The following is a 21980-nucleotide window of genomic DNA, read 5'->3' on the forward strand; positions in this document are numbered from 1 at the left end:
AATGTAGCCGTTATTCAGGCTTTTTTACGATGAATGGGCGATAATAGTCAGCCAAACGGTTTAATGAGGTATCAGGTAGGTCTGGCAATAGCTTGTTCAATGCCATACTCATGCCTTTGTCGATGGCGGCTTTAGCAACTGGCACGGACTTACGTTTAATCATGCCAAGCTTTAGCGTTTCTGCGTAGCGGCTGACAAAATGAGTCAACGTCTCTTCGTTGACCGTTTCAAGCGCAGTTTTAAAGGTCGGTCTATCAACGTGTTCAGGTGTAATGGCGGCAAAACCCTCAGTAATGGTTTTTGCATCGGCATCCGATAATTTAAAGCCAATACGCTTCACGCCTTCATTATCAATAAAGGTGGCCCGATCTCTTAAAAAATGAAAACTGGGCAATACCTCTTCATTGTTTTCTTTACCCAATAAAATATTGAGTAGGGTGTCTGCTGCACGCTCAATGGTTCCAACGATTTTACGCATGGATGCTTGACGCTCAGGGTTTGGAATAATATCTACCAAGCCAACCAATAAGTTATCAATCAAGTCTCGGGCGGTTTGATGGCTTAGGGCATCGCGATAAGGGTAATAATCTACCTGTGCATCAGTAGCGATAACTTGTTCTGCCTCTTCGATCAGCGCTTTGAGTTTAGGTGAAGGTACGAATCCAAAATAGTGTGTCATTATAACTCCTTTATTTGTTGTTTTTAACGTCTTACCAACGTTACATCCCTTGTCAAATCAGTTACTATTTAAACCTCATGCTAAGCAAAGATTCATCACACTATATGTTGACTAGTGGCGTGTTCTAACTTTACAATGCAAGGTTTTTTTTAGCTAGGGTGTGTCCTCATTCTAAAAATGGTAATAAAAATGAGGACACACCCTAGTAATGATCTGACGGGAGTGCTGTTATTTCCCTAATAACGGGTGATCTGAGTCACTCACCGCCCACTAATCTAGCATATTTTTTATACTTTGCTTTAAAAAGCTTGAACTCATAAGGCTATCTACTACTTGTCTAGGGAGAGATAAGATGAATAGTGCTATTGTACTGTTAGTTGGTGTCGCCGCAATGCTCTGCGGTTATGTATTTTATTCGAAGTTTATCGCCACCAAGATTTTGGCATTGGACAACAGTCGTCCCACGCCAGCGCATACGATGAAGGATGGGGTAGATTATATTCCCACCAACAAGTATGTATTATGGGGACATCATTTTACATCGGTGGCAGGGGCTGCTCCAATCATTGGTCCTGCGATTGCGGTTATTTGGGGCTGGGTACCGGCCATTATTTGGGTGGTTTTGGGTACTATTTTTATGGCAGGCGTACATGATATGTCGGCCATTTGGGCCAGTATGCGCAATAGAGGTCAATCGATTGGCTCTATTGCCGGTACCGTCATGGGTACACGTGTACGTAGCTTGATGATGGTCGTTATCTTTTTATTATTATTGATGGTGAATGCTGTATTTGGCGTCGCTATTGCTAATATGATGATCAAAACGCCCTCTGCCGTATTACCGGTTTGGGGCGCGTTGATAGTGGCCTTTATCATCGGGCAGTGTATTTATCGCTACAAGATGAATTTGGTTTGGGTCTCCATCATTGGGGTCAGTGCTTTATACGGGCTGATCTATCTTGGTCCTATGTTCCCCATTGTATTACCTGAGACTTTTTTAGGTCTGCCTGATAATGCGCTATGGATTATTATTTTATTTGCTTATGCAGCCATCGCTTCTTTATTGCCGGTATGGATGCTGCTACAACCACGTGATTATATTAATGGTTTGCAGTTATTTGTCGGTTTGATTTTATTGTACGCCGCGATTTTTATTGCGACCCCCAACATTGTCGCGCCAGCCATAAACACGGCGCTACCAGTTGGCACACCTTCCTTGATGCCATTATTGTTTGTCACGATTGCCTGTGGCGCCATCTCAGGCTTCCATGGATTGGTAGCTACGGGAACTACCTCAAAACAGATTGATAAAGAAGAGGATGTGCGCTTCGTTGGTTACTTCGGTGCATTTGGTGAGGGCATGCTTGCCCTAGGAGCCATTCTCGCAGCCACAGCAGGTTTTGCGACTCTAGGAGATTGGGAAGCGGTTTATCAAAAATTTGGCGACGGTTCTATCGGTGCCTTTATTGATGGTGGCGCGACCATCTTAAATGCCGGTGTGGGCATTGACATGGTGCTATCTCAGACCATGCTGACTGTCATGGCAGCCTTGTTCGCAGGGACGACTATGGATACTGGGGTGCGCTTACAACGTTATATTTTCCAAGAATTTGGTGAATTTTATAACATCCCCGTTCTTAATAAGAGCGTAGTAGCTACGTTGCTCGCTGTCGGAAGCTGTCTACTGTTGGCATTTGGCGCGGGTGGTATCGACGGTGCTGGCGGTATGATTATTTGGCCATTGTTTGGGACAACAAACCAACTTATGGCGGCTTTAACCCTCATGATCGTTACTGTCATTTTATTACGTAAAGGTAAGCCAGTTTGGTACACCTTGGCGCCATTGTCATTCTTGTTAGTGATGACGGTTTTTGCCTTATTGATTCAGCTCAAAACCTTTTACGTTGATGGTAATTGGCTGCTTATCATTATGGACATCATCATTCTAGTCGCAACGATTTTAGTGACGTTTGAGAGTCTATCGGTATTGCGTAAAGAGTGGACCTTGCATAAAGGTAAAAGCAATATTGAAAAGTAATATCTAGATATAACGTCTAATCACTATTGGAATAGATATACAAAAAAACGCTAGCAGCAACTGCTGGCGTTTTTTGTATGAAATAGGCATGATAGATATAGTTAAAATATCCTAAAATGGCGACGTTATGGCTGATATCAGCAGTGCGTAAGGTATTGATATTACTTTTCACTGATTATAATAAGAAAGACTCACAATACGAGCAATCATTTAAGAAAACGCTGAAAAACAAAAATCTAGTAAATGGGACGATAATGACGACAGATAATATAGAAAACACTCAGCCATGGTGGCAGCGGTTCGTGGCAGGGCTGAATGAGTTTTATCATGCGCCTTATCGCCAGACGATGGCACGTGCTGCACGTGATGAAGAAGATTTCTTTATGCTGCTGATGTTCGCTGAGAGCTTAGGCATTGATAATCCTGCCAGCTTTTATACGTTAGAGCTACAACCATTATTTTTAGAAAACTTCCATGAGTGGCATACCCGCATGGGTATGGATAGATGTCCCTTTGACCACGTTGGTTGCTGCTAGTCATAGCCGTTTTTTAGTTATATCTATTTAGATTAAAGATTCTATTGATTAACAATTAACAATTAATAATTGAGACATGAGTATGGCTTTACACCCTCTACACGGATTAGTAGAACAACTGGCGACGCAACCGATTATATTCGTCGGTGGCAAGGGCGGTGTGGGCAAAACCACGACGGCCGCTGCACTTGCCAGCTATTATGCTGGCCAACAACAAAAAACATTGATTGTCTCAACCGATCCAGCGCATAGCTTGGGTGATGTGTTAAAGGTACGGCTCAATAATGAAAAAACTGCCATCACGCCGTATCTGGACGCCATTGAGCTAAATCCTGATGTCATCGTCGATGCGCATTTTGCTCAAGTTGAGCGCACGATTACCGCCTACGCCAATCCAGACATGATGCCCAAAATTCGTGAGCATCTCAGGCTATCAAAATCTGCCCCTGGTGCCCAAGAAGCCGCTATGCTCGAATCGATGTGTCAGCATTTGGTCGCGGCAGCAGATGCCAATTATGAGCATATTATTTTTGATACCGCTCCAACTGGACATACTTTGCGATTGCTGGTACTACCAGAGATGATGGGCGCGTGGACAGATGGATTACTGTCACAGCAACGGCGACAGGCGAAACTGCGCTCGGTAGCGACACATTTGGACCGTCACAATCAAAAAGACAGCAGCCAGAAAAAAGATAAAACTCAGCCAAATAATATAGCAAATCCATTTGCAGAAAAGAAGTCTGACCGCTGGGAGCAAGCAGTATCCGTGCTGGAGAAACGTAAAGAGCTGTTTCGTCAGGCGGGAGCACTGCTGCATGACCGTCAGCAGACTGCTATTGTATTGGTCATGACCGCCGATGTATTACCATTGGCTGAGACCAAACGTGCTATCGAACAGTTAGAAGACAGCAAACTCACGCCAGCAGCGATAGTCATCAATCAGCTCATAGCACCGGCCCAGTCTGATGAGTTTTGGCGCCATCGTGCTGAGCGCCAGCAGCAGCTGATGTATGATATCGACAAGAGCTTTACTAGTTATCCGCTTTATCCCATTTATCTGCAGCAAACCGACGTACGTGGTACTGAGGCATTAAGTGCATTGTTGCAGCCATTGTCGTAAATGCAACTTTGAAAAACCAAATACATGTTTTATTCAAGCAGAGTTGTCTAACTACTCACGCCTATGTGATTGCAACTTCCCAGAAAGTGACCATGCCATATCGAGTCGCAAACTTTGGGCAAGCTCTGCTTTACCACTACTGAGCGATGACCATTGTGGTTTGCCTCGTGCTTTTTTAAGCTCGCTTGGTAGTTTGTTGGTTGACCATGGCGTCACAGCGTTGTCTACTTCACTGTTATTTTCAGCTGATGGGTCGCTGCCGTCATTCTCACCTTTGTATAATAGTTGCGTGGCATCAGTCGCAGCGTGACCGCGATGGCGTAGGGCAGTGAGTAAGTCTATCGCACGAGTGGCGAGCAAGGTTAAGGTAGCAGGGTCAATGTATAAGCGTTTTACCCCAGTAATCCGGTCAGCAATGCTACTGGTATTCGATAATAACCCACCTGCGATACCGCCTATTGCCGCACCCAAACCCAACGTCGTGCCCAATGCGGCCGCATCAATGCCCAATCCTAATAACGCGCCAGCTGCCGCGCCCGATGTCGTACGAATCCCATAGCTTTTTAGCAATTCAGGGTCAAACGGATCTTGCTGATAGGCTTGTAACTCAAGCGGCGTTGCTGCCACCGCATTATCATAAAATTTATATAAATTAAGCAAATTATGCTGCATCGCGCGCTCACTTTGCCGAACGGCTTCTTGCATCTGCTGCAATACTGGCATCGGGTCATCATCATCACTAATCTCACGCACAAAAGCGGCAACATTCAATAAAAAATCCGCGATGATAATATTGGCCTCATCGTATAGCTGTGCCCAGTCTTCTGTGCGTCTCTGCATGAGCTGTTCTAGCATTTCTGAATGGGTAAGCATGGTCGCAAGATTTTGCCATAAATGCATTTCATCTTCGAACTCAAAAGCGACCGAATCAAAACGGGTAGAGATATGCAGATTGCGTCTTGCCAGCATGGTCTGCCATTCATCAATATTGGCATTTTGGCTATCAGTAAAATTAAACACCGGCATAACAGGTATCGCTGCCCACGATAAAATGGCCAACTCATCTTTGTATTTACCCAATACTGGCTCACGCGCATCGACAACATAAACTGCCATATCACTTGCCAGCAATTGGCGGATAACTTTGGCTTCTTGGCTATAGTCCTCATTGCTACTTAACGCATCACCACCTTGAGCGATATCAGCTGCCAAAAATTGCTGTAGACGTTCAATACCATCGCGACGACTGGCGGTATTGTCCTCCAACCAATCCATCAATCCCGATGCGTCCTCTAAACCGGGCGTATCATATAACGCCACCAGTACTTCGCCGGTCTGACTATCGGTCAGTTGGGCGCGTTCGACATGGCGTGTCGTCGCGGCTTCGTTTTTGACTTCACCAAAATACACGTCACGTAATAAGGTACGCAAAATAGAGGTCTTACCCGTATTGGTATGACCGACCACCGCCAGTTTTAATGGCTCACCGCTGGCTATCGTAGTTTTCTTACTCTCGCGAGTTGTCGAATCTTCAGCCTCATCCATAGTATTAGAATTGGTATCGATGGAAGTGGCGACGCCGGTTATATTGTTAGCACTGGATTTATTAATGTTAATAGGCTGGGTAAGTGCTGTCTTTGAATTTTCTACGTTGATAGGCTCATCTTTTAAGGCCTTGTCGGCGAAGAGACCAACAGGCTCATTCTTCGTTTTATTATTATCCATCATCTGATCCCGTATTATATTTATTAGAGTCTGGTGAAAATTTGAAAAAGTTATTATCATTTTTTATTAAGCAGTATAAGTACTTACCAAGCCAATCTTTCGTGCTGATAGAGCCGTTTGCCATTGTTGATATCGCACATTGTGTTGCAAGTCGTCAGTAGTGTCAGCGTCATCATTAAGTAGCTGCACAATCAGTCCGTCTTTAGCATGAGCCGAAATTTTATCAAGCTTGCGTAGCGTGCCACGGTCAGGCAGTGCTTTGCTATGAATACCGAGCAAGACTTGTACTGGATGGGTCTTTAAATACACTGTTAATCGATCCATATCATCACGGTCATCAACGATGCCAAAATTCTCTATCTCACTACTCTCATTAGTATTGGCATCAAGACCTTTTTGCCACCAGTTATCTTGCTCTGACGGATATTCAAGTAGCGCAACCAGCTTTTTTCCAGCGCTTACAGTTGCCTTTGGAGCGATAGGCGCCGCTACCTCAGTAAAATCGTCGGCATCAACCACATGACGCTGCCAAAAATTTAGAATTTTTTGATAATAAGGCAGCTTGATATCCAAACGCATTTTTTTACGACGGAACATGAAGGCACAAAACGCCCACGCTATCGCTCGTGGTACGATACCGTACATCAGCAAACTACCAATTAACAAGCTTGCCCATTGCCGCGCCACAGACAATGGCATGGCATCTGTCACCAGTCGGCTCTGTACGATAGCGGCATTGTCAGGTACGCCAAATCCGACCATACTGGGCAGCCAGCCAAGCACTTGGGTGAGGGTAATCAGTGCCTGATCGGATAGCAGCGTCGACTCCCAACTAAAGCTATATTGGCGTACAATTAATAAGAATATAATCGCAAAGAGCATACCGGTTAAGGTAGCAAGCCATAGCTGATGGCTAAAACGACCCAAATACCAGCGCATACCACTGTGCTGTAATTGGCGCTCGTACAAGTCGACTGCCGCCTTGGTGACATCGTCCTTACCACGGATAAGATAACTGGGGCTAACAAAACTCGCAAACCAGCTGGGCGACTGACGACCTTGGTTAAGCAAGGTCATGACTAGCCAGCCAGCTAGCATAAGGGTATGAAACCCAAGTAAACAGACCAAGACATAAAAGAAATTGACGACATTGGCTTGTAGTAAGGTAAATAATCCTAAAAACCCCGAGATGCACCACACCACACTCATGATCACCATGATGCCTTTTATGCGTCCATCAATCTTGCCCAATACTCGTGCCAGCGCGCCGTTACTATCGATACGTGAGGCACGGCGATGCAGTTTTTGGACGGGTTTTCCATCCTCATTTTGCAGCTTTTCCGTGATGAGTAGCGGGTCAGTGGCAAAGACATGCTGCTGCGTCTCAAGCGTGCGTACCAGCTCAGTCAATTGATCTTGTGGTGAGAGCATAAAGTGATAATATCCGTATAAAAGCGTTCATTTAGAAGACAATTTTTGATTATTGTAGCGTATATATAATAGCGATTACTGCTGTTATTTTGCAGCGTCACAAACCAATGATAACTAAATAAGCCATTATTCAGCATTTTTGTCATGGTAAAGGTGATAAAAATCAGCCAGAATGCATGAATGAATGATAGACAGGATAGTCATAACCATAAAGATAAGCCATACACTAGGCATGTCCTCATTTTAGAAATACAAAAAAAGGAATCGTTATGAGTACCAAAACTTATCTAATCATCGGCGGTACAGGTGGCATTGGCAGAGCCATGGTGGAGCAATTGGTAGAAAGCACGGCTAATAGTGATAGCCAAGACAGTCTACGTGTCTTTGCGACTTATCATAAAAGCGTTCCTGATTTTGAAGCAGACAATCTCTATTGGCTGCCCATGAACATCTGCGACGAACAGAGTATCAAACAAGCTGCTGATGTCATTAGTCAACAAACCGACCACATTGATTGGCTCATCAACTGTGCAGGACTCCTACATACTGCGACGCAGCAACCCGAAAAATCACTACGTCAGATTGAGACGGATTTTTTCTTAATAAATATGCAGGTCAATGCCTTAGCCGGTCTGCTTATTGCTAAGCATTTTAAATCCTTATTAGCCAAATCTGAACGTAGTAATGACAGTCCTGCTGTTTTTGCCACCATTTCTGCACGAGTCGGTAGTATCAGCGACAATCAGTTGGGCGGTTGGTATAGCTATAGGATGAGCAAGGCGGCGCTCAATATGGGCATGAAAAACTTAAGTATCGAATGGGGAAGGTCGCTCAAAGATGTGTGCGTGGTCGTCATGCAGCCCGGAACCGTCAACACGCAACTGTCAGCGCCTTTTCAAGGCAATGTGGCTGATGGGCAATTATTCTCGCCAGCTTATAGTGCAGAATGCTTATTAGAAGTGCTAAGCCGCATGACGGCTGCGCAATCTGGCAGCTTTGTTGATTGGGCAGGGGAATCTATACCTTGGTAGCGCCAAACGATTGAATATTAAAATTGATTCAATTCAATAGAACAAAATAGGGCGTGTCGTTATCATAATATTAACGGCACGCCCTATTTTGTTGATAAGACAAGGATAAATTAAGCGTAAATCTCTAGGTGAGCAAATGCTTAGTTCGCCATAAACAAGTCCATAAACTCATGCACGGGTGTTTGCTCCAAGCGTTTTTGGTCGCTGCATAACGCAAAAATAGCCTCGCAGCGACTGTCAATAAAACGCGTCGCCAGACTGGCTCGAAACTTGGCTTCTAATACAGGCAAACCTTCTTCACGGCGGCGTTTGTGACCGATAGGATATTCTACAGCGACCTTATCGGTACTGGTGCCATCTTTAAAGAACACTTGAATGGCATTGGCAATCGAACGTTTGCTTGGGTCATGATAGTCTTTTGAATACCGCGGATCTTCCTCTACCACCATCTTGCTGCGCAACTCATCGATCAATATATGATGCTGCTCATGATAATCGTCTTCATAGTTTTCTGCCATCAGATCTCCTGTGAGCAACGGCACAGCCACCATGTATTGCAAGCAATGATCCCTGTCAGCAGGATTGGCAAGCTCGCCTTGTTTTGAGATGATCCGAATCGCTGAATCATGCGTCGTCAAAACGATTTTTTCGATTTCATCAATTCTATCTTCGATACGTGGGTACAAAATAACGGCCGCCTCGCATGCCGTCTGCGCATGAAACTCAGCGGGGAAGCTTATTTTAAATAAGATGTTTTCCATCACATAACTGCCAAAGTCACGCTGGAAGGTAAAGTGGCGCTCGCTTTCGGGTTTAGTGGCTAAGTCTTTATTGGTGTGGCTGAACAACACATCATAAAAACCCCATTGCGGTGCGGTTAATGCACCAGGGATACCCATCTCACCGCGTCTGGTAATATCTACCAAGCGTACGGCACGGCTGGTCGCATCACCTGCAGCCCAAGATTTACGGCTTCCGGCATTGGGAGCATGACGATAGGTGCGTAGTGCTTGGCCATCGACGAGGGCTTGTGAGATAGCCGCCATGATACGCTCGCGCGGTAGGTTATAGAGCTTGGCGACGACCGCAGTTGAGGCCAATTTTACTAAGAATACATGGTCAAGCCCAACGCGATTAAAAGAATTATCTAACGCCAATACGCCTTGAATTTCGTGCGCCATAATCATCGATTCGAGCACGTCTCTCATGGTGAGCGGTGCGCGACCTTGGCTGACGTTTTGCTGACTGAGATAATCTGCGACTGCCAAAATGCCACCGAGATTGTCTGACGGATGTCCCCATTCAGCAGCCAGCCACGTATCGTTATAGTCTAGCCAGCGTACGATGCAGCCTATGTCAAAGGCGGCTTTAATAGGGTCGAGGCGATAATTCGTGCCGGGCACACGCGCACCATTTGGGGTAATTTGATCGGGGCAATCGGGGCCCAAGTGCTTGGTGCATTCAGGGAAACGTAGCGCCAGTAAACCGCAGCCCAGTGTATCCATCAAACAATAACGAGCAGTACTCCAAGCGTCATCACTGTTTTTGGAGTCTTTATCGATAGAGTAATTTAAAACATAGTCGGCAATTTTTTGAATTTCATCGTCATATTCTGGACGGACATTGCTTTCGACATTAGACATAATCGTCACCTCTTCCTTAAGTTAGCTACTTTGTTGACCATTGAGCGTTTACCACGGCCATGGTCATGACTCAAAAGTAGCACAGTCAATATGGAACTGCCAGATTGAATTATGTTAAGAATTTAGCAAAGGTTGACGATAAGTTGTGCTATGTCATTAGATAAATTAAGCCGGCGATAAACATTAGACCTAATATCAATAGCAATAAACTCAAAAACTTAGTGACAATTCCTGAGCCTGATCCTTCAGTGTGCTGTCTTTTTACTTTGCCTTTTTTAAGCAGAGGCAAGGTCATTTTGATATGTTCAATGCCATCTTCAAGATAATGCTCGCCTTCAGGAATGAAGCCTAACGACTCGTAGAAGCTGAGCAAATACGCCTGTGCGGAGATGACGATGGTCTTCTTTGCGTATTTTTTATGACAATATTTAATCGCTTGCGTCATGATTTGACGCGCGACGCCATTGTCACGATGTTCCGCCAGTACCAGCACTCTACCGATAGCGGGCATAGAGCTGGCGGTTTTGCCCGCCGGATGGGCGACAGAAAGATTGGCTTGCAAGGTATTAAACTCAGGCGGGATAATTCTGCAATAGCCAATCAGCGCCTCATTTTGATGGGCGACTAAGTGCAAACAATCAAAATCCACTTCGTCCATGTCTTGATAGGCACAGTTTTGCTCGACGACGAACACCTGCGCGCGTGCTTTTAAAATATGATAAAGATCAACTGAGGTCAGCTCATCAAAGGTTTTTATAGAGAATTCACAAGTCATAGTTTACTGGCTTTTGGCAAATTGTTGGTTAGTAAGTAGAAGATAAAAAGTGTCGCGTATTATACCGCTTTAATCTTATTCTGCATTAACCGTTCAAGGTTTGACTGATCTTATCCAAATTTAAACTATCAGACATGGCGCTAAATATCTCGAAGTACTTGCCATGTTTCTCATACAGCGCTTCGTGAGTGCCTGTTTCGACCACGCGGCCATCTTCTATCACGACCAAGTCATCCGCATCGATAATTTGGGCGATATTGTGTGACACCATAATCACCGTACGGTCTTTTTTGATGAGATCTAGGCTTTTTTTCACTTGTTGACTGGCAATCGCATCAAGGCTGGCGGTTGGCTCATCCAAAAATACAATGGGGGGATCTTTTAAGAACATCCGTGCCAGCGCGATACGCTGCTGTTGGCCACCTGATAATGATTTAGCCGTACTTTCATAGCCCTCTGATAACGATATGATTTGCTCATGAATCGAGGCTTTCTTTGCGGCGACGATAATATCTTCATCAGTAGCATTCATATCGCCATAGCGAATATTTTCACTAATCGTACCTGAAAAGATATGATTGCTTTGCAGCACCAGACCGATATTTTGACGCAATTCATGGGTATCGCAGTCGGCCAAATCATGCCCATCTAAACATATCGTGCCAGCATCTGGCGCGTAAAACTTCACCAATAGATTGATAATGGTGCTCTTGCCAGCGCCGCTTAAGCCCACCAGTGCCGTAATGCGATTGGGTTTAATAATAAAGCTGATATCTTTTAGTGCTTGCGTGCCATTAGGATAAGTAAAATCAACGTTTTTTAGCTCAATGTGACCTTTTAGATTTTTGGTACTCATTCCTGATATGTTTTCGACTTGCTGGTCATCCTCTAATATCTCAAAGAAGCCTTCAGCATAGGTCAGGGCATTATTGATTTGATCATAAATACGATGTAATTGACGGATAGGGGCGGCGACGTTTTGAAACAGCATGACATGGAATAAAATCATCCCGATGGTCATCTGGCCTTTTAATACAAAATAGGACGTCAGCACGATAATCACCACCACGCCTATTTGTTCAATAAAAGTCTTTATCGCGTCATAAATAAAACCAATACTACGAATACGCAGCTGATTGTCAGTCATGTCTTTTTGAATGGTTAAGTGCTTCTCAGCTTCTATCTTCTCTCGCACAAAGGATTTTACTACGCTGATAGAGTTAATCAGCGAAATAACCAAACCACTTTTGGCTTCTCTATAGCCACGCATCTGCCGACGGAAGCCTTGCAGACGCCGAGCTTGTTTTTGGCTAATAAAAAAGTAAATCGGGATAATAATAAGACCGACCAAGCCGATCCAAAAATTGGTCGAAAACATAATAATGAGTGAGACAATCGCACTGGCAAACAGCGGCAGCATATCGATAAAGAAATTTTGCACTAGGCTGGTTAGACTGCTAACGCCATAATCGATACGGGTTTGTAATTTACCGCTGTCATTTTCGCTACTGGTATAAAACGCCATGCGATAGGTCAAGATACGCTCAATGATTTTTTGTGATAAATCACGCGACAGATTGATACGAATCTTTTCACCATAAAAGCGCTGACCAAACGAGATGAATATCGATAACACCTCTTTGGTCAATAGCACCGCACTAATAATACCTAGCATTCGCCAACCCGCGTCCCAAGGATCGGCAAGGGTAGCAATTTCGGTCAAAGTATCAACCGCATAGCGCAGCACAAAGGCATTGACCTGTGCGGTAAAGGAACCAAGTACCGTTAATATCAGTGTTGCAATGATTAAGATTTTATAAGGCGCGGCAAAGACAGCAAGCTTTTTGAGAATATCCCACAATAATGCCCGCCGCTCCGTTTTTTTAAGTGGCGGTTTTTTATCTAATTGCAAATGGCGTGATTGCGGAGGTGTTGGCATAAACGCTTAACTCATGGGTATTAATATTTCACTAAATCTTATTTATATTAAATAATTGAAATAAAGTTTAGTATTATTTAGTATTGTATAGAGACATTTTTTATTTCATTTTGGGGCAGTCATTTGAAAATACTTCCTTACGTCTTAATCAGCCTTTTAGGTGGTGCTATTGTTCCGCTGCAACTGGCCATCGTCAATGCTTTTCGAGAAAGTACACAAGCCTCTCAAATACAATCTACCTTTTATTTATACTTAGGAGGTGCATTAGCTTCTTTAGTGCTGTCGTATGTGATGAGTGGCGGTATCAAGCCGCCAATGATTGAAAACGCGACGTGGTGGATGTGGTTGCCAGGATTTTTGGGCAGCTTTTATATCTTATTCATGTTTATCGCTGCGCCAAAGATAGGCGCAGGTAATACACTGCTTTGGGTGTTTCTTGGACAAATGTATTTTGCCCTTATTCTAAGCCAAACGGGCTTGTTTGGCTTAGCGGTTAAAGCGATAGATATCTATAAAATCGCTGGCTTAGCCTTAGTCACTATAGGCGGGATGTTAATGATATATGGTGAGACGAGAGTTAACGGTTAAAAACAATCCGCTGGTACAAACACTTCACCGACCATGATACGGCGCGCTGAGCGGCTCATCGATACTTTTTTGGCTTGCCAGCGACCATCGACTTGTTCTGTTTTTCCGCCTACGAGTAACGTTCCTGAAGGATGACCAAAGCGCACTTCCATCAATTCGCCTGCACCTGCCGCTTGGTTAACTAGAGTCCCTCGCGTCGTCGCTGCTGCTGCTATGGCAACCGCTGCTGTGCCCATCATGGCATGATGCAATTGTCCCATACTCATCGCTCGTACGACTAAATCAATATCATTAGCATCAACGGCCTTGCCACTAGAAGCAGTATAGCTTTGCGCAGGAGCAACCCAAGCAATCTTTGGAATATGTTGACTGCTTTGTGCTTCATTGACGTTTTTAAACAATCCCATCGCCACGCCACCTTTGGCACGGATTTTCTCAAGCTTCGCCAAGGTTTCGCTATTACTGTTGATATCACCTTGCAGTTCGGTACCCGTAAACCCAAAATCTTCTGCTTTCATAAAAATAGTTGGAATACCGGCACTGATAAAAGTTGCCTTGACGCTATCAGTATTTAAACCACAGCTAGAGACATCAAAATCATCAACTAGGTTGCCAGTGGGGAACATATCGCTTGATGAGTCAACAGGATCAATAAATTCAATTTTGACCTCAGCGGCAGGGAAGGTCACACCATCTAATTCAAAATCGCCGGTTTCTTGGACTTGTACCTTGCCTTGTTCGTCCATGTAAACAGGCACATGGGCGATGATGGTTTTACCGATATTCTCTTGCCAAATGCGTACTTCGCAAATGCCACTCTCACTATCGTCATCAATACTATTAGCAATTTTATCAGCGTCAACTAAACCCATGTTAATCGCACAAGCACCAACGGCAGCGGTTAAATTGCCACAGTTACCTGCCCAATCAATCATTGGCTTGGCGATATTCACTTGCCCAAACAGATAATTGACATCGTGATCGTCACTAGATGATGGTGATAAAATAACGGTCTTAGAGGTGCTAGAGCTACCATTGCCTAAGCCGTCGATTTGCTTACCATAAGGGTCAGGACTGCCGATGACACGCAATAAAAAGTTATCACGCGACTTGCCAGCGACTTGGCAACGCTCTGGTAGGTCGGATAGTTTAAAGAAAGTGCCTTTTGACGTGCCACCGCGCATGTAGGTGGCTGGGACGGAGATTTGCGGGGCGAAAAATGAAGTTGGTTGGGTCATTGCTAGAAGTCCTTTTTGTATTGTTATAAGATTGGGTATGGCGGCGTCATCAAGTAAACACGAACGAATGGACATGCTCGTTAATAATGATAGCGACACGAAATAATCGTCAAATAGTTATCATCAACGGCGTACACCAACCGATTGGCATCATCGATGCGTCTTGACCAAAATCCGGATAAGTTTTCTTTTAAAGGTTCAGGTTTGCCAATGCCTTCAAACGGATTACGCTTACATTCGGTAATGAGCTTGTTGATGCGCTTGAGTGTTTTTTTATCTTGTGTTTGCCAGTATAGATAGTCCTTCCACGCAGCATCTGTCCATGCTAATTGTTCACTCATGATCAGATCTTTTACGTTTATGAAAGCCTTTGAGATCAAGCATTCTCAATATCACTATCTGTAAGCTCATTGTCATCGCTACTACCGTCACTTTTACCACTGCCTTCTGCTGTATCAATTAGTTCACGCGTAACAGTCTTGCCAGCTTTATATTGGGCAATAGAGTCCGCTAAGTGCGCCGCATTGGCAGGTGATTTTAATAAATAAACCGTTTCCATTAGGCTATTATAATAATCGAGAGACATCACTACCGCATCATCCGCATCACGGCGAGTCACGATAGTGGCATTGGCATCGTCATTTACCGTATCTAAAACAGACTTTAAATGCTTTCTCGCTTCTGAAAAACTGATTACTCTCATGAGAGACTCCTATACATGTACAATACATTGTACATGTTACGCTATTGATCAGTAGAACTCAACCCATCCTGATTGGGTGAAGCTATTGTGATCACGAATTTTAAAGTTTGGACTCTTTCTTAAGTTTAAACGAATCTTCGTGTGGCTCAATACTCATACGGAAGGACTGCTTTCCGGTAAAAAAAGCAACCATCCAATTCCAAGTCGTCGCCAAACGATTTTTGGCGGTGCTAAGCGACAAGATATGAATGACAACCCAAGCAAACCACGCAATAAAGCCCTTCAAATGCGATCCGTTAATATCAGCAACCGCAGTGAGACGTCCAATCATCGCCATATCACCGCTATGTTTATAATGAAATGCTTTATCAGTTTTACCGCTTAAATACTTACCGAGATAGGTGCCCTGACTGCTCGCCACTTGACCTAACTGGGGATGACCTTTCGGGTACGCTTCATCATGAGTGGCCAGTGCAATATCGCCAAGTGCGTATATGTCGTTATGATTTATCAAACTCAAATGACTGTCAACCAGTAAGCGCTTACCTTGACCATAATCCTCTGTATCGAGCCCTTGTATAAAATCACAAGTGACGCCTGCCGTCCAGATAAGGTTGTGTGTGTGCAGAGTCTGCCCACTTTGTAGGGTAACCATATGACCATCGTAACTTTTTACAGGATCACTAAAGATCAGATCAACTCTGAATTTCTCCATTTGTAGCTTGGTATACTGTTGTGATGATTCACTCATTGGCGCGAGCAACACAGGATCGGCCGTCACTAACGTTATACCGCCGATATTATCTAATAACTCTGGATACTCTTTATGAAGGGTATATCTACGAATTTCAGACATCACGCCTGCCAGCTCAACACCACTAGGACCACCACCAGCGATGACGATGGACAAGTAGGGCTCACGCTCGGCAACGGGCAATGAAGCCGCATAATTAAACTGTGACAGCATGTGGTTGCGGATACTGAGTGCGTCTTTTATGGTTTTCATTGGCAACGCATGCATGGCTAACTCTTGATTGCCAAAATAATTGGTCTCTGCACCCTTTGCAATAATCAAACGGTCGTAAGAAATCTCACCGGTGTCCAGAGTGATGGTTTTATCTTTAGGATTGATGCTTAAGAGCGTACCTTGACGATAGCGGACATTGTCATAATTTGAGATGTATCGACGTAGCGGATAACTGATATCTGATGACGCTAAAAATCCAGCAGAGACTTGATAGATCAGCGGTGGGAAAAAGTGATAGTCATTACGGTCAACTAAGGTGATACGGTCAGCGCTATATTTGGCCAATTGCTCAAGACAACGAATACCGGCAAAGCCTGCACCAATTAAGACGATATGACGGCGGTTATCTGCTTCTGTAGGTGATTTTTCAGGTAACTGCGCAGATAGCTTTGAGGATAATGATGCTTGGTGACTGCTCAATGGCTGGTTGTTTTTATTCAGCTTGATTTCATTGTCTACGATAAGAGTGCTCATTATATTTCCTTTTTGTCTTTACAGTAATTTGTGAAATAACAGAAGCTGATGGGGGTCAATAAAATAAGGTAATGATTAGGACAATACGTTGTGAACCAAACCAGTATATTATAAATCAACGGGGTTTGAAACCTATAGCAAGAGAACAAAGGCTGAATTTTGTTCATTAATTTAGCGAAAATAAAAAAAGAGCCACTTTCAAAGTAGCTCTTTTTGTACTTAACGTTTTAAAAGATGTAAATCAAAGGCAAACATCTACGCAATATCTAACGTGCCATCGATAAACTCTTTGGCAAAGCGTTGTAGCATACCGCCGGCGTTATACATTTTGACTTCATCAGCGGTATCTAAACGACAGATAATAGGGGTTTCAGTTTTGCTGCCGTCGGTACGATTAATGACTAGGGTCATCAGCCCGCCAGCGGAGACGTCACCCGTTACATCAAAGGTTTCCGTACCATCAATGTTTAGGGTATGGCGATCTGTGCCTTTTTCGAACTGTAACGGTAGCGCGCCCATGCCCACTAAGTTTTGACGATGGATACGTTCAAAGTCTTCAGCGACGACGGCTTCCACGCCAGCTAAACGCACACCTTTTGCCGCCCAGTCACGGCTTGAGCCTTGACCATAGCCATCACCTGCGATGATGATGAGCGGCTGCTCACGGTTCATATAGGTCTCAATCGCTTCCCACATGCGCATAATTTGACCTTGTGGTTCCACACGGGCCAGTGAGCCTTGAATAACATTGCCTGCTTCATCACGTACCATCTCGTTCAATAATTTTGGATTGGCAAAGGTCGCACGTTGCGCGGTCAAATGGTCACCGCGATGCGTTGCATAAGAATTATAGTCCTCGCTTGGTAAGCCCATGGTATCGAGGTACTCGCCAGCGGCCGAGTCACCCATAATGGCATTAGACGGTGACATATGGTCGGTGGTGATATTGTCACCCAATACAGCCAATGGACGCATGCCTTTTAGCTTATTCATCGCGGCCATTTTACCTTCCCAATAGGGCGGACGGCGAATATAAGTGGTCATCTCGCGCCAATCGTATAAGGGGCTTAGTGCCTTGCCTGTATCTTTTTTGGCTTCATCAAACATCGGAATATAAACGGCATTGAATTGCTCAGGCTTCACAGCTTTGGCGACGATGGCATCGACTTCTTCGTCATCAAACCAGATGTCTTTTAGATAAACGTCGTTGCCGTTTTGATCCTTACCTAATGAATCTTTTTCGATATCGAAACGAATATTACCCGCGATGGCATAAGCGATAACCAATGGTGGTGACGCTAAGAAGGCTTGCTTAGCATAAGGATGGATACGACCGTCAAAGTTACGGTTACCAGAAAGTACCGCCGTGCTGAATAGGTCGCGGTCGATGATTTCTTTTTCGATCTCAGGGTCTAATGCACCGCTCATACCATTACAAGTCGTACAAGCAAAACCAACCACATCAAAGCCGATTTTTTGTAGATCAGGCATAAGTCCCGCTTCTTCTAGGTACATTTTTACCGTTTTTGAGCCTGGAGCTAATGATGATTTTACCCAAGGTTTGCGTAGTAGGCCTTTAGCATTAGCATTACGAGCGACAAGACCAGCAGCAACCATGTTGCGAGGGTTAGAGGTATTGGTACAGCTGGTAATGGCAGCGATAATTACTGCGCCATCTGGCATGAGGCCATCTTCTGGTTGAGGGAGTTTGTCACCCTCACCGTGAGCAATACCTTTAGCAACCAAATCCGTGGTTGAAACGCGAGCATGCGGACGTGAAGGGCCTGCCATATTACGGACAACTGCTGACAAGTCAAATTCAAGCACGCGGTCGTAAACGGCATTTTCCATGCCATCTGCCCATAGACCGGTCTGCTTCGCATATTGCTCGACCAGTTTGATTTGTGCTTCACTACGACCTGTTAGGCGTAAATAGTCGATGGTTTGCTCATCGATATAGAACATCGCAGCCGTCGCGCCATATTCAGGCGTCATATTGGAGATAGACGCACGATCACCAACGGTAAGCGCGCGCGCACCTTCGCCGAAGAACTCAATATAGGTAGAGACCACGCCGGCATCACGTAAAAACTCGGTCATAGCCAGTACCAAATCGGTACCAGTAATACCTTTTTGCAATTTTCCGGTTAATTTAACACCAACGTAATCCGGCAAGCGCATATACGATGGGTTGCCTAGCATGACACTTTCGGCCTCTAATCCACCGACACCGATTGAGATAACACCCAACGCATCAACCATTGGCGTATGGCTGTCGGTACCGACCAAAGTATCGGCAAAGGCTACTTGTTCACCGGCTTTATTGTGTACGACTTGGACGACTGGCGACATTTTTTCTAAATTAATCTGATGCATGATGCCGTTACCCGGTGGTACGACGTTGACGTTATCAAAGGCATACTGACACCAGTTGATAAAGTGGAAACGGTCATCATTACGGCGCTCTTCGATAGCACGGTTTTTCTCAAAAGCGTTTTCTTCAAAGCCTGCATGCTCAACGGCTAGTGAATGGTCAACAATCAACTGCGTTGGGACGATTGGGTTCACTTTTGAAGGGTCACCGCCTTGCTCAGCGATGGCGTCACGGAGACCTGCCAAATCAACAAACGCAGTCTGACCTAGGATGTCATGACAAACGACGCGAGCAGGGTACCATGGAAAATCTAGGTCTTGCTTACCTTCGATATGTTGCTTAAGTGCAGCGGTCAAATCCTCAGGTGGGCAACGACGCACTAAATTTTCACACAATACTTTTGAGCAGAACGGTAGCTTGTCATAAGCGCCAGCTTCAATGCTCTCAATCGCTTCACGAGTGTCAAAGTAATACAGGTCGGTGCCGGGTAATGGCTTTTTAAAGGGTTCATTCATCGGTTGTACGAGGGCGTTGTCCATAAGTCACCTTTGGCTGTTGGCTGGTTGGAATGAGGGCTAAAAAAGAATAGTTCTTTTAGCAAAATCATCAAGATAAAAGCAGAGTTTGCTAAAAAAACTTTTAAAGCGTTAGAGGTAAGTATTTGTAGGGTGTGATTCATACATAGTTTTAAAACACGTAAGGAAGACACACCCTGCAAATCATCTATATCAAGAAAAATTAACGCGCACTCATCTCTGGTACTGGACGCAATTCTTCACCGGTATATTCTGCACTTGGGCGAATGATACGGTTATTGGCACGTTGCTCAAACACGTGTGCTGCCCAGCCGGTTAGACGCGAACACACAAAGATTGGCGTGAATAACTTGGTTGGAATACCCATAAAGTGATAGGCAGATGCATGGAAGAAATCGGCGTTACAGAACAGTTTCTTTTCACGCCACATGACTTCTTCACAGCGAACTGAAACAGGATAAAGCACTTCATCACCAACGTCAGCGGCTAGCTTCTCAGCCCAACCTTTAATGACGACGTTACGTGGATCTGACTCGCTATAGATCGCATGACCAAAGCCCATGATTTTGTCTTTACGCGCCAGCATACCCATCATTTCTTCTTCAGCGTCATCAGGTGAGCTAAAGCCTTCAATCATATCCATCGCTGCTTCGTTCGCGCCGCCATGGAGAGGGCCACGCAGTGAGCCAATCGCGCCGGTAATGCAAGAATGGATATCAGATAGAGTAGACGCACAGACACGCGCGGTAAAGGTCGAAGCGTTAAACTCATGCTCTGCATACAAGATAAGTGAGACGTTCATTACTTTTTCGTGTAGCTCGTTTGGCTTTTCACCTTTGAGCAGATGCAAGAAGTGACCACCAATCGTCTCATCATCGGTGTCGGTTTCGATACGCACATTGTCATGAGTAAAGCGATACCAGTAGTTGATGATTGATGGGAATGTCGCCAGCATACGATCGGTTTGATCGTTCTCTTGCGAGAAATCAGTTTCCGTCTCTAGGTTGCCGAGCATAGAGCAACCAGTACGCAGTACATCCATTGGATGGGCGTCAGCTGGAATGCGTTCGAGTACGTCTTTTAGGGCTTGCGGCAGACCACGCAGTTTTTTGAGTTTGGCTTGATAAGCCTCTAGCTCGCTCTGGGTTGGCAAATTGCCATAAAGTAGCAAGTAAGCCACTTCTTCAAAAATACATTTATCTGCCAGTTCTGACACATCATAACCGCGATAGGTCAAACCTGAGCCTGATTTACCAACAGTTGATAAAGCTGTTTTACCTGCGACTTGACCGCGTAGACCTGCGCCTGACAATACTTTTGTTGATGGGTTTTGTGCTGCCATGATGAAATTCCTTTTGTTGGTAGCTTTTTTGGGTTGGAAAGGGAGTGTTTATTACAGTTAATTTATAGTTCACTATATAGCTGAGCGCTACATAGGCTCTGAGGCATCTAAATCGACATTACAACGCTCAAATTCAGCATTAATGGGTACGTTTAATACCTCCATAGCGCTGCCTTCACCCTCAGCATTGTTGATCTTCATATACTTGACACCGAGCGGCGATTCCATAAACGTCTGAATCTTAGTCATCTCTTCTGGTGTAGGGTCAGCCATCGGCGTGGCGATTTCTTCGCCGTTCATAGCCCGCAATTGCTCATTACCAAAAGCAATTAGCTTTTTGCCCACATCTGAAGAATAAAATTCGTTTAGCTCATTTAACTCTGCAGCAGTAAACTGGCTCTTATAAAAAGCATCCATTTCAGCCTTGCCCAAGTCTTTGTCGCGCGACTCAAGACAGCTTACTTGTTCGTCATTGAGCGCACCGCTATTAATAATCGGCGTGAATAGTAGGCTGTTGACAGTATCTAGCGTAATCGTTGTCATGACCAAGTCATCTTGAGTGGCAGGTGCGGTAGCATCAACTTCAGCAGTGCTTGCACCACTGGTGGTGTCGTCGGCGGTTTCTGGTGTTTTATCACAGCCCGTCATGAATAATAGCGCCGCAAGCGTGCTACTCAGTAGTGACGTTTTAAGAGCAGTATTAGCAGTAAAAAATGGCATAAATAACCTAAAAGTAGAAGACGGATTTCGAAAAGATAACACACTCAAAGGTGAGCTA

17 protein-coding genes and 1 pseudogene are annotated in these 21980 nt (G+C 44.6%); 5 read left to right on the forward strand and 13 right to left on the reverse strand.

Annotation, left to right across the window (positions count from 1 at the left end; translation table 11 throughout):
* Positions 1-10: 10 nt before the first annotated feature.
* A complete protein-coding gene (locus AAEY80_RS05120; protein WP_101211089.1) occupies positions 11-679 on the reverse strand; it encodes a hypothetical protein in 669 nt (222 codons plus the stop codon).
* 352 nt (positions 680-1031) lie between these two features.
* Here AAEY80_RS05120 and AAEY80_RS05125 point away from each other — a divergent pair, with 352 nt between their 5' ends.
* From AAEY80_RS05125 to AAEY80_RS05135, 3 genes are all read left to right on the forward strand, one after another.
* Positions 1032-2717, forward strand: coding sequence for a carbon starvation CstA family protein (locus AAEY80_RS05125; RefSeq protein WP_025652694.1), 1686 nt, complete (start codon positions 1032-1034; stop codon positions 2715-2717).
* A gap of 254 nt (positions 2718-2971) precedes the next feature.
* Positions 2972-3253: a cory-CC-star protein gene (locus tag AAEY80_RS05130; protein ID WP_051395134.1), complete on the forward strand. Its 282-nt coding sequence runs from the start codon at positions 2972-2974 to the stop codon at positions 3251-3253.
* Between the two features lie 82 nt (positions 3254-3335).
* Positions 3336-4376 (forward strand): ArsA family ATPase, encoded by a 1041-nt coding sequence (locus AAEY80_RS05135; RefSeq protein WP_350587982.1) that lies wholly within the window; start codon positions 3336-3338, stop codon positions 4374-4376.
* A gap of 51 nt (positions 4377-4427) precedes the next feature.
* Here the strand turns inward: AAEY80_RS05135 and AAEY80_RS05140 are convergent, their stop codons facing one another.
* Both AAEY80_RS05140 and AAEY80_RS05145 read right to left on the reverse strand, forming a co-directional pair.
* On the reverse strand, positions 4428-6101 hold the full coding sequence (locus tag AAEY80_RS05140; RefSeq protein ID WP_350587983.1) for a GTPase/DUF3482 domain-containing protein: 1674 nt from the start codon (positions 6099-6101) through the stop codon (positions 4428-4430).
* A 66-nt stretch (positions 6102-6167) separates the two neighbouring features.
* Entirely contained in the window at positions 6168-7532 is a 1365-nt protein-coding gene (locus AAEY80_RS05145; RefSeq protein ID WP_350587984.1) for a DUF2868 domain-containing protein, read from the reverse strand.
* Positions 7533-7801: 269 nt separating this feature from the next.
* Here AAEY80_RS05145 and AAEY80_RS05150 point away from each other — a divergent pair, with 269 nt between their 5' ends.
* Positions 7802-8563: an SDR family oxidoreductase gene (locus AAEY80_RS05150; protein ID WP_201566801.1), complete on the forward strand. Its 762-nt coding sequence runs from the start codon at positions 7802-7804 to the stop codon at positions 8561-8563.
* A gap of 140 nt (positions 8564-8703) precedes the next feature.
* Here the strand turns inward: AAEY80_RS05150 and AAEY80_RS05155 are convergent, their stop codons facing one another.
* The 3 genes from AAEY80_RS05155 to AAEY80_RS05165 form a co-directional block, all read right to left on the reverse strand.
* Positions 8704-10206, reverse strand: coding sequence for a bifunctional 2-methylcitrate dehydratase/aconitate hydratase (locus tag AAEY80_RS05155; RefSeq protein ID WP_201566803.1), 1503 nt, complete (start codon positions 10204-10206; stop codon positions 8704-8706).
* Between the two features lie 148 nt (positions 10207-10354).
* A complete protein-coding gene (locus AAEY80_RS05160; protein ID WP_101211096.1) occupies positions 10355-10981 on the reverse strand; it encodes a GNAT family N-acetyltransferase in 627 nt (208 codons plus the stop codon).
* Between the two features lie 85 nt (positions 10982-11066).
* Positions 11067-12920, reverse strand: a complete 1854-nt coding sequence (locus AAEY80_RS05165; RefSeq protein ID WP_350587985.1) for an ABC transporter ATP-binding protein — start codon at positions 12918-12920, stop codon at positions 11067-11069.
* 123 nt (positions 12921-13043) lie between these two features.
* On the opposite strand from AAEY80_RS05165, the gene AAEY80_RS05170 reads away from it, so the two are divergent.
* Complete coding sequence (locus AAEY80_RS05170; RefSeq protein ID WP_101211098.1) at positions 13044-13508, forward strand: DMT family transporter; 465 nt, start codon at positions 13044-13046, stop codon at positions 13506-13508.
* On the opposite strand, the gene prpF is transcribed toward AAEY80_RS05170, so the two are convergent.
* From prpF to AAEY80_RS05205, 7 genes and pseudogenes are all read right to left on the reverse strand, one after another.
* Entirely contained in the window at positions 13505-14746 is a 1242-nt protein-coding gene (gene prpF / locus AAEY80_RS05175) for a 2-methylaconitate cis-trans isomerase PrpF (RefSeq protein ID WP_350587986.1), read from the reverse strand. The genes AAEY80_RS05170 and prpF overlap by 4 nt on opposite strands.
* Before the next feature lie 80 nt (positions 14747-14826).
* Positions 14827-15087, reverse strand: a complete 261-nt coding sequence (locus AAEY80_RS05180; protein ID WP_037025847.1) for a Txe/YoeB family addiction module toxin — start codon at positions 15085-15087, stop codon at positions 14827-14829.
* Positions 15088-15191: 104 nt separating this feature from the next.
* Positions 15192-15449: pseudogene (locus AAEY80_RS05185) on the reverse strand (type II toxin-antitoxin system Phd/YefM family antitoxin); the annotation flags it as partial.
* Positions 15450-15549: 100 nt separating this feature from the next.
* Entirely contained in the window at positions 15550-16950 is a 1401-nt protein-coding gene (locus AAEY80_RS05190) for an NAD(P)/FAD-dependent oxidoreductase (protein ID WP_101211342.1), read from the reverse strand.
* A gap of 255 nt (positions 16951-17205) precedes the next feature.
* On the reverse strand, positions 17206-19863 hold the full coding sequence (acnD, locus tag AAEY80_RS05195; RefSeq protein ID WP_350587987.1) for a Fe/S-dependent 2-methylisocitrate dehydratase AcnD: 2658 nt from the start codon (positions 19861-19863) through the stop codon (positions 17206-17208).
* Between the two features lie 199 nt (positions 19864-20062).
* Positions 20063-21202, reverse strand: coding sequence for a bifunctional 2-methylcitrate synthase/citrate synthase (gene prpC, locus AAEY80_RS05200; RefSeq protein ID WP_025652712.1), 1140 nt, complete (start codon positions 21200-21202; stop codon positions 20063-20065).
* Between the two features lie 87 nt (positions 21203-21289).
* Positions 21290-21922, reverse strand: coding sequence for a DUF2059 domain-containing protein (locus tag AAEY80_RS05205; protein WP_025652713.1), 633 nt, complete (start codon positions 21920-21922; stop codon positions 21290-21292).
* Positions 21923-21980: the final 58 nt, after the last annotated feature.

It is taken from the genome of Psychrobacter sp. 78a-MNA-CIBAN-0178, from assembly GCF_040309625.1.
Taxonomy (GTDB): domain Bacteria; phylum Pseudomonadota; class Gammaproteobacteria; order Pseudomonadales; family Moraxellaceae; genus Psychrobacter; species Psychrobacter okhotskensis.